The organism is Pseudomonas sp. Irchel s3h14, assembly GCF_900187425.1.
Taxonomy (GTDB): Bacteria; Pseudomonadota; Gammaproteobacteria; order Pseudomonadales; family Pseudomonadaceae; genus Aquipseudomonas.
In genome coordinates this window covers 265,795-275,340 of sequence record NZ_FYDJ01000008.1, presented here as the reverse complement: position 1 = coordinate 275,340, position 9,546 = coordinate 265,795, and the positions used below count along the sequence as shown (strand labels likewise).

Sequence of the window (9,546 nt, the reverse complement as noted above, 5' to 3'; positions counted from 1 at the left end):
TCCCGAACTCAGCAGTGAAACGATGCATCGCCGATGGTAGTGTGGGGTTTCCCCATGTGAGAGTAGGTCATCGTCAAGATTAAATTCCGAAACCCCTATCTGCGTATGCAGGTAGGGGTTTTGTTTTGCCCGCGGGAAAGTTCTCACAGCAATACCGGACGGCTCCCGGCTGTCACAGTCTCCCGACAATGCTAAGGTTCGACCCTAGCTTTTGTATTTTCCCAAGGAAGCCTTTATGCCGGACGCGACGTCCCTCAGTGCTGGTTTTATGGTGGTTCACGGCAACCGCCTGGACGAGTTGCGCAGCCTGGTGGTCAGCTGGATGCGGCGTTACCCGTTGGCTCCCTTGGAAAATGAAATTGCCCTGGTACAGAGCAACGGCATCGCCCAATGGCTGAAGCTGGCACTGGCAGAAGACCCTGAAGACGATGACATGGGCGGCTGCGGAATCGCAGCAGCCATTGACGTGCAGTTACCGGGTAGCTTCATGTGGCAGCTCTATCGCATGGTGCTTGGACGTGACGAAATCCCGATTAAATCCCTGCTCGATAAAGCGCCCTTGACCTGGCGTCTGATGCGTCTGCTTCCGCAGTTGATCAATCAGCCGCACTTCGAACCCCTGCAGCGCTTCCTCACGAATGACACAGACTTACGTAAACGCTATCAATTGGCGGAGCGGCTGGCGGATCTGTTCGACCAATATCAGGTGTACAGGGCCGACTGGCTTGAAGACTGGGCAGAAGGTCGCCATCAATTACGAAATGGCAGAGGTGAAACCAAACCTCTGACCCCGGCTAACTGCTGGCAGGCAGAGTTGTGGCGTGCGCTGCTGCTGGATGTGGGTGAACAAGGCATGGCGCAAAGCCGAGCCGGCGTCCATCAACGGTTTATCGAACGCATCAACAGCCTCGACGTAGCTCCCAGCGGATTGCCTTCGCGGGTGATCGTTTTCGGGATTTCCTCACTGCCCGCTCAAGCCCTGGAAGCACTGGCGGGGCTGGCCCGCTTCAGCCAGGTTCTGCTCTGCGTGCACAACCCGTGTCGTCACCATTGGGCGGACATCGTCGCCGATAAAGACCTGTTGCGGCACCAGTACAAGCGTCAGGCTCGCAAGAGCGGAATGCCGGTTGTACTCGACCCGCAAACCCTTCACCAGCATGCCCATCCACTGCTGGCGGCATGGGGCAAACAGGGGCGGGACTATATCAATCTGCTCGACAGCTACGACGATCCCAACAGCTACCGCTCGGCATTCCGCGATGGCCGTATCGACCTGTTCAGCGATAGCCAGCCACAGAACATGCTCAATCAATTGCAGGACGACATTCTTGAGTTGCGTCCCTTGAGCGAGACTCGCGAGCGCTGGCCGGCTGTCGATCCGGCAAACGACGAATCGATCCGTTTTCACATTGCTCATAGTGCCCAGCGTGAAGTGGAGATCCTCCACGATCAATTGCTCGCACGCTTCAGTGCTGATCCGGATTTAAGGCCTCGCGATGTGATCGTGATGGTCCCGGACATCGACAGCTACGCACCGCATATTCGTGCGGTATTTGCTCAGCTTGAACGCCACGATCCGCGTTTCATTCCCTTCACGCTCGCCGATCAAGGCCAGCGTGGTCGTGACCCGTTACTGATTGCTATCGAGCATCTGCTCAAACTGCCCGACAGCCGTTTCCCCGTGAGCGAGATCCTCGATCTGCTGGATGTTCCTGCACTACGCGCTCGCTTCGGTGTAGAGGAACGTGATCTGCCGACGCTGCACCGTTGGATCGAAGGCGCAGGCATCCGCTGGGGCATGAATGCCGAGCAGCGCGCGGGTCTCGGTCTGCCGCAGGAGCTGGAACAAAACAGTTGGCGTTTCGGCCTGCGACGGATGTTGCTCGGTTATGCCGTGGGCAGTGCCAGTGCTTGCGAGGGTATCGAGCCCTACGACGAGATCGGTGGTCTGGATGCCGCGCTCATTGGTCCTTTGGTCGCGCTGCTGGATGCATTGGAAATTGCCCACCAGGAACTCTCTCAACCTGCTGCTCCCAAACAATGGGGCTTTCGATTGCACGCACTGGTTCAGTTGTTTTTCCTGGCCAGTAACGAGCATGACGACTACGTGTTGGCCCAACTCGAAGAGCTGCGTGAAACCTGGCTTGAGACGTGCGAGTCAGTTGGCTTGCATGATGAACTGCCGTTGACCGTGGTCCGTGAAGCCTGGCTCGCCGGCCTTGACCAAGGCCGCCTGTCCCAGCGTTTTCTGGCCGGTGCGGTTAACTTCTGCACCTTGATGCCCATGCGAGCGATCCCGTTCAAACTGGTCTGCCTGCTGGGCATGAATGACGGGGACTACCCGCGGGCACAGCCGCCACTGGACTTCGACCTCATGGGCAGTGACTACCGCCCTGGCGATCGCTCCCGACGCGAAGATGACCGCTATCTGCTGTTGGAAGCCCTGTTGTCGGCACGTGACCAACTCTATATCAGCTGGGTCGGTCGCAGCATTCGCGATAACAGTGAACGCCCTGCGTCGGTACTGATTGGCCAATTGCGAGATCATCTGGCCAGCGGTTGGCGACTGCATGATGTCGACGAAGATCTGCTTGAGGCCATCACTCAGGAGCATCCACTGCAACCGTTCAGCGCCCGCTATTTCCATGAAGGCGATGATTTGTTCAGCTACGCGAATGAATGGCAGTTGCTGCATCAAACCAGTGAGCCGTCGACTGATATCGAAGTCCTTGATCCCTACGTTCAGGAGGAGCCGCTGAGTCTCGGTCAACTGCAGGACTTCCTGCGTAATCCTGTGCGACATTTCTTCAGTCAGCGACTGAAGGTGTACTTCGAATCGGCTGAAGTGCCCTTGGCTGATGAAGAGCCATTTGTACTCGATGCGTTGCAACGTTACAGCCTCAGCGACAGCTTGCTCGAAGCGGCGCTGGGTCATCTGGATAGCACCGACCAGGTACTGGAAGCACAGGCAAAACGTCTGCAAAACAGTGGGCTTCTGCCTATGGCCGGGTTCGGCGAATGCCTTCAGCGAGAGTTGATCGAACCGTTACCGGATCTGTTGCAGCGTTACCAACAGCTTTTGGCGTTATGGCCAACGCCGCTCACCAACGCTCTGCCAGTGAATCTGGAGTTGCAGGGGCTGCGCCTGGAAGGTTGGCTCAGCGGCCTGCATCAGCGTGCGGACGGTGGTTTGCTATCAGTCACTACAATCCCCAACAGCATCGGCTCAATCAAGTCGCGCAAATGGCATCGGCTGACACGGCCATGGGTCAATCATCTGGTTGCCTGCGCCAGTGGTATGGCGATGACCACCGCATTGGTGGCCAGTGACGACAGTCTGCTACTCGGTCCGATGGAGGAGGGTGCAGCCTTGCGGATTCTGGGCGACCTGTTAATGGCTTGGCAAACCGGCATGCGTCAACCACTGCCGATTGCGGTGAAGACCGGCTTCGCTTGGCTTGGTCAAACTGATCCGGTCAAAGCCCAGGCCGCAGCCCGCAAGGCCTATGAAGGCGATGGCCTGACAACCGACGGCGAGCGTCGCGAAAGCCCGGCACTCGCCCGGCAGTTCGCCGACTTCGATACGCTTGTCGCAGACGAAACGTTCCCGGATTGGTGCAACGCGTTGTACCGGCCGTTGCTTGAAGCGCCTTGGCGTTCATTGAACAGCGAGGAGGCGCGCTGATGAGCACGAAACCTCTGGCCTTGGCATTTCCCCTGCGCGGCAGCCAACTGATCGAAGCGAGCGCCGGGACCGGCAAGACCTTCACCATTTCCGCGCTGTATCTGCGCCTGGTCCTTGGCCACGGCGCAGAGTCGAGCGGCTTCGGACGTGAACTGTTGCCGCCGCAAATCCTCGTCGTGACGTTCACCGATGCCGCGACCAAAGAATTGCGCGAACGCATCCGCACACGTCTTGCTGAAGCTGCACGGTTTTTTCGCGATGAAACACCGGCGCCCGATAGCCTTATCGCGGAGCTTCGTGAGGAGTACCTTCCCGAGCAGTGGTCCGGGTGCGCGAACCGCCTGGACATCGCCGCGCAGTGGATGGACGAGGCGGCAGTTTCGACTATCCACAGTTGGTGCCAGCGCATGTTGCGCGAACACGCGTTCGACAGTGGCAGCCTGTTTACACAAACCCTGGAAACCGATCACAGCGATTTGCTGGGCGAAGTCCTGCGCGATTACTGGCGCCTGTTTTGCTACCCGATGCAAGGCGATGCTCTTAACTGGGTGCGCGGTAATTGGGGCGGTCCGGCGGCTTTGCTGCCGCGAGTGCGTGGTTTGTTCGCCAGTGAGCGAGACAGCGTTGAAGGTAAAGAGCCTGCCGAGCTGATCACGGAGTGTCTGCAAGAGCGACGGGCAGCCTTGCTCGAACTCAAGATGCCCTGGCGCCAGTGGGCGGATGAATTGCTTGCCATCTGTCACCAGGGTGTTGCGAGCAAGAGCGTCGACGGTCGCAAGATGCAGGCGCGTTATTTCGAACCCTGGTTTGAAAAGATCAGGGCCTGGGCTGAAGACGAATCCCTTGAGCAACTGGATATCGGCACCGGATTCACGCGCCTGACTCCCGAGGGTATGGCTGAAGCCTGGAAGGGCGAAGTACCCAGTCATCCCGGGCTGGACGCGATGCCCGGCCTCAAGGCCAGTCTCGAAGGATTGCCGACACCTGATGCCGCCGTGCTGCAACACGCCGCCCAGTGGGTCGGTACACGGTTCGAGGAAGAAAAGCGTCGACGCGCGGAGATGGGCTTCGATGACATGCTGTTGCGCCTGGATGCCGCGTTGCAATCCGATGGCGGTGAGCGGCTGGCGACCCTGATTCGCGAGCAGTTTCCGGTGGCGTTGATCGACGAGTTCCAGGACACCGACCCAGTGCAATACCGGATCTTCGAGAGCATCTATCGCATCGAAGACAACAATCCCGAATGCGGTCTGTTTCTGATCGGTGACCCCAAACAAGCGATCTACGCATTCCGCGGTGCCGACATCTACACCTACTTGCGCGCCCGTCAGGCCACCGCTGGCCGATTGCATACCCTGGGGACGAATTTCCGTTCCAGTCATGGCATGGTCAATGCCGTGAACCATGTATTCGAGCGTGCCGAGTCTCGCGAGACCGGGCGAGGCGCGTTCCTGTTTCGTGAAAAGAACGGTGAGAACCCGGTACCGTTCCTGCCCGTTGAATCCCAAGGGCGCAAAGAAGTTCTGCACATCGACGGCCAGGTCGTGCCCGCCCTGAACATCTGGCACCTGTCCGCCGATCAGCCGCTGTCCGGCGCGGTGTACCGACAACAACTCGCCACCGCCTGCGCCAGTGAAATCACCGCTTTGCTCAATGGCGGCCAACAAGGTTGCGCGGGTTTCAAACAGGACGGCAAGGACTTCAGAGGGCTGCTGCCAGCGGATATCGCGATCCTGGTCCGCGACGGTAAAGAAGCCCAGGCTGTGCGCGGCGAACTCTCCGCACGTGGCGTGCGCAGTGTCTATCTGTCGGACAAGGACTCGGTGTTCGCCGCCCAGGAAGCCCACGATCTACTGACCTGGCTCAAGGCCTGCGCCGAGCCGGATGTCGAGCGTCCACTGCGGGCCGCGTTGGCCTGCATCACGTTGAACCTGTCACTGGCTGAACTGGAACGGCTGAATCAGGATGAACTGGCGTGGGAAGCGCGGGTCATGCAGTTCCGCCATTATCGCGAGCTCTGGCGCAAGCAGGGCGTGTTGCCCATGCTGCGGCGCTTGCTGCATGACTTCCAGTTGCCTCAGACATTGATCACGCGCAGTGACGGCGAGCGGGTGCTGACCAATTTGCTGCACCTGTCCGAATTGCTGCAACAAGCGGCCGCCGAACTCGATGGTGAGCAAGCGCTGATCCGTCATTTGTCCGAGCATCTGGCGTTGTCCGGTCAGGCCGGCGAAGAGCAGATCCTGCGTCTGGAGAGTGACGAACAACTGGTCAAAGTCGTGACCATTCACAAGTCCAAGGGACTTGAGTATCCCTTGGTGTTCCTGCCATTTATTTGCTCGGCGAAACCGGTGGATGGGAGCCGTCTGCCATTGCATTACCACGACGCTACGGGCAAGGCCCAAGTGACCTTGAGGCCGACGGCCGAGTTGATTGTTCAGGCGGATGATGAGCGACTTGCCGAAGATTTGCGCTTGCTTTACGTGGCCCTGACCCGGGCGCAACACGCCTGCTGGCTCGGAGTGACTGATCTCAAGCGCGGCAATAACAACAGCTCAGTGCTGCACCTGTCAGCATTGGGCTATCTGCTGGGCGGCGGAGCATCATTGGCCGAGTCGGCAGGTTTGAAGCGTTGGCTGGAAGACCTGCAGCAGGATTGTGCTGCGCTGAGCTACGGTGAAATGCCTGAAGCGACCGTCGAGCACTACCATCCACCGCACAACGATGCGACGTTGCTTGCTCCGCTGATACCCAAACGCAAGGCCAGCGAAAACTGGTGGATTGCTTCCTACAGTGCCCTGCGCATTGGTGACAGCATGAGCGTGGGTACTGATGAAGCGCCGGAGAGCCCGCAGGCGCAAAAGCTCTTCGACGACGAACGCCTCGATCCGCAAGCACCACGAGAAGTGGTGGCCGGCGGCGCCGATATCCATCGATTCCCTCGTGGCCCGAACCCCGGCACCTTTCTCCATGGTTTGCTCGAATGGGCCGGTGACGAAGGTTTTGCCGCCACGCCGCAAGCGGTGGAAGACGCCATTGCCCGTCGTTGCAACCGCCGTGGTTGGGAGGGCTGGATCACCGCCCTGAGCGACTGGTTGCAGCATCTGCTTACGTCCCCGCTGCATATCGGCGGCGGGCAGACTCCCGTGGTATTCGAGCAGCTCACCCAATACCGGGTCGAGATGGAGTTCTGGTTCGCCAGCCATAAAGTCGATGTACTCAAGCTCGATGAGCTGGTGCGCCAATACACCCACAACGGCGTGGCCCGGGTGGCTGCCGAGCCGGTGTTGCTCAATGGCATGTTCAAAGGCTTCATCGACCTGACGTTCGAGCACGACGGCCGCTACTACGTCGCCGACTACAAATCCAACTGGCTGGGCGTCGATGATGCGGCCTATACCGAGCAGGCCATGGAGCAGTCGATTCTCGACAACCGTTACGACCTGCAATACGTGCTGTACCTGTTGGCCCTGCACCGCCAGCTCAAGGCGCGACTTGCCGATTACGATTACGACCGGCATGTCGGTGGTGCGCTGTACCTGTTCCTGCGCGGTACACGCGCGTCCAGCCAGGGCGTGTATTTCACCCGTCCTCCAAGAGAGCTGATCGAACGTCTGGACCGGCTGTTCCAGGGCAAGCCAGAACCCAAGGCCGAACCCGCCTGGGAACAGGGAGTTTTGCTATGAGTCGCACCTTCGCTGATTTGCTGCCCACTTCGTTGACAGCTGAAAGCCTGGCGGATCTGGCGCCGTTGAGTCGCGCCGATGACTTGCTGCTGCTGTTGACGCGCTGGGTTGAGCGCGGCTGGCTGCGAGCGCTGGACAAAGCCTTCGTCGCTTTTCTTCATGAGCTCGCTCCCGGCGATGATCCACTGGTGCTGCTCGCCGCCGCGTTGGCCAGCCATCAACTGGGCCACGGTCATGTGTGCCTGGATGTGTTCGAGACGCTCAAGGAACCAGACTTCGCCCTGTCGCTGCCACCGGAAGGTGATCTGCAAAGTGGTGCGATGTTGTTGCCGTCGCAACTGCTTGAGGCGCTGGACGGTGCCCATTGGTGCAAGGTCCTGGCCTCCAGCAGTCTGGTCGCTTTGGCGGTCGACGGTCGCGAGGCGGCGCAGCATCGGCCATTGGTGTTATCGGGCAAACGCCTGTACTTGCGTCGCTACTGGGCTTACGAACGGCGTATCGACACCTCGCTGCGCCAACGCCTGGTGGAACACGAAACCACGCCGGATGATTTGTCCCAACGCCTCACCAGCTTGTTCGGCCCAGCCAGGCCCGGCGAAGTGATTGACTGGCAAAAGCTCGCCTGTGCCCTCGCCACCCGCAGCGCATTCAGCATCGTTACCGGTGGCCCGGGGACCGGCAAGACGACGACGGTCGTGCGTTTGCTGGCGTTGCTCCAGGCGCCGGCGGTGGAGGCCGGCAAACCGTTGCGCATTCGTCTCGCGGCACCCACCGGCAAGGCTGCAGCCCGACTGACAGAGTCCATCAGTCAGCAGGTCAGAACCCTGGAAGTCGATGAAGCCGTACGAGTGAAGATCCCCTCAGACGTCACCACCGTGCACCGTCTGCTCGGCAGTCGCCCCGGTACTCGACACTTCCGTCACCACGCCGGTAATCGCTTGCCGCTGGATGTATTGGTGGTGGACGAAGCCTCGATGATCGATCTGGAAATGATGGCCAACCTGCTCGATGCGTTGCCGGCCCATGCCCGTCTGGTGCTGCTCGGTGACAAGGATCAACTGGCATCGGTGGAGGCCGGCGCCGTGCTGGGCGACCTGTGCCGTGACGCCGAGGCCGGTTGGTACAGCCCACAGACTCGCCTGTGGCTGGAAGCTGTCAGTGGAGAAAGCCTGGATGCCAGCGGTTTGCAGGAAGACACCCAAGGGACTCATCCGCTGGCCCAGCAAGTTGTGATGCTGCGTCATTCACGCCGGTTCGGCGAGGGCAGCGGCATTGGCCAACTGGCTCGTTGGGTCAACCAGCAGCAACCCGAGGAAGCCCGCAAATTGTTGGCGGCTCGAAGCCATGACGACGTGTTTTCCCTGTCCCTCAAGGGAGAGCAGGACCGGGCGCTGGAACGCTTGCTGCTTGAGGGGCATGGCGATGGACCGCAGGGTTATCGGCATTACCTGAGTCTCCTGCGCAGCCTGCGACCACCGCTCGACAGCACGCTTGATGATCCCTGCTGGACCGATTGGGCCCGGCAGGTGTTGCAGGCCTTCGACGCCTTCCAGTTGTTGTGCGCTGTACGCAAAGGGCCGTGGGGCGTGGAGGGGTTGAATCAACGCGTGACCGCCGCGCTGCTCAAGGCTCGGCTGATCGACAGCGACCAGCAGTGGTACGAAGGTCGGCCAGTACTGATGACCCGCAATGACTATGGTCTGGGTTTGATGAACGGCGACATCGGCATTGCCCTCAAACTACCGGAACGTGAGGGGCCAGAGGTTGGGAAGCAAGTGCTGCGTGTAGCGTTCCCGAGAAATGATGGTCAGGGCGGCGTACGTTTTGTTCTGCCGAGCCGGCTCAACGATGTCGAAACCGTGTACGCGATGACAGTGCACAAATCCCAGGGCTCGGAATTTGCCCATACGGCGTTGATTCTGCCGGATGCCCTGAACCCAGTACTCACCAAGGAACTGATCTATACCGGAATTACCCGGGCCAAAAACTGGTTCACCCTGATCGAGCCTCGTTCAGGCGTATTCGAAGAGGCGGTGAGGCGCAAGGTCAAGCGCTTGAGCGGGTTGATGCTGGAATTGGATGAGGGTGTTGAATCAAGTGGTTGAAAGGGACGGTGCCAGACGACGGAAACTGTCCGAAGTGCCGTAGGGCGCAGCCTCGCTGGTGTTTGAACGC

3 protein-coding genes are annotated in these 9,546 nt (G+C 59.8%); all 3 read left to right on the top strand.

The window, feature by feature from the left end:
• The first annotated feature begins 235 nt into the window (after positions 1-235).
• From recC to recD, 3 genes are read left to right on the top strand one after another with little or no spacing between them, the layout of a single operon-like run.
• The gene (gene recC / locus CKW16_RS18165) at positions 236-3,685 is read left to right on the top strand and encodes an exodeoxyribonuclease V subunit gamma (RefSeq protein ID WP_095129560.1); all 3,450 of its coding nucleotides are present in this window, start codon (positions 236-238) and stop codon (positions 3,683-3,685) included.
• Positions 3,685-7,371, top strand: coding sequence for an exodeoxyribonuclease V subunit beta (gene recB / locus CKW16_RS18160; protein ID WP_095129559.1), 3,687 nt, complete (start codon positions 3,685-3,687; stop codon positions 7,369-7,371). Before recC ends, recB begins: the two co-directional genes overlap by 1 nt.
• Positions 7,368-9,476: an exodeoxyribonuclease V subunit alpha gene (recD, locus tag CKW16_RS18155; protein ID WP_095129558.1), complete on the top strand. Its 2,109-nt coding sequence runs from the start codon at positions 7,368-7,370 to the stop codon at positions 9,474-9,476. The genes recB and recD overlap by 4 nt, the downstream gene beginning before the upstream one ends.
• Positions 9,477-9,546 lie beyond the last annotated feature (70 nt).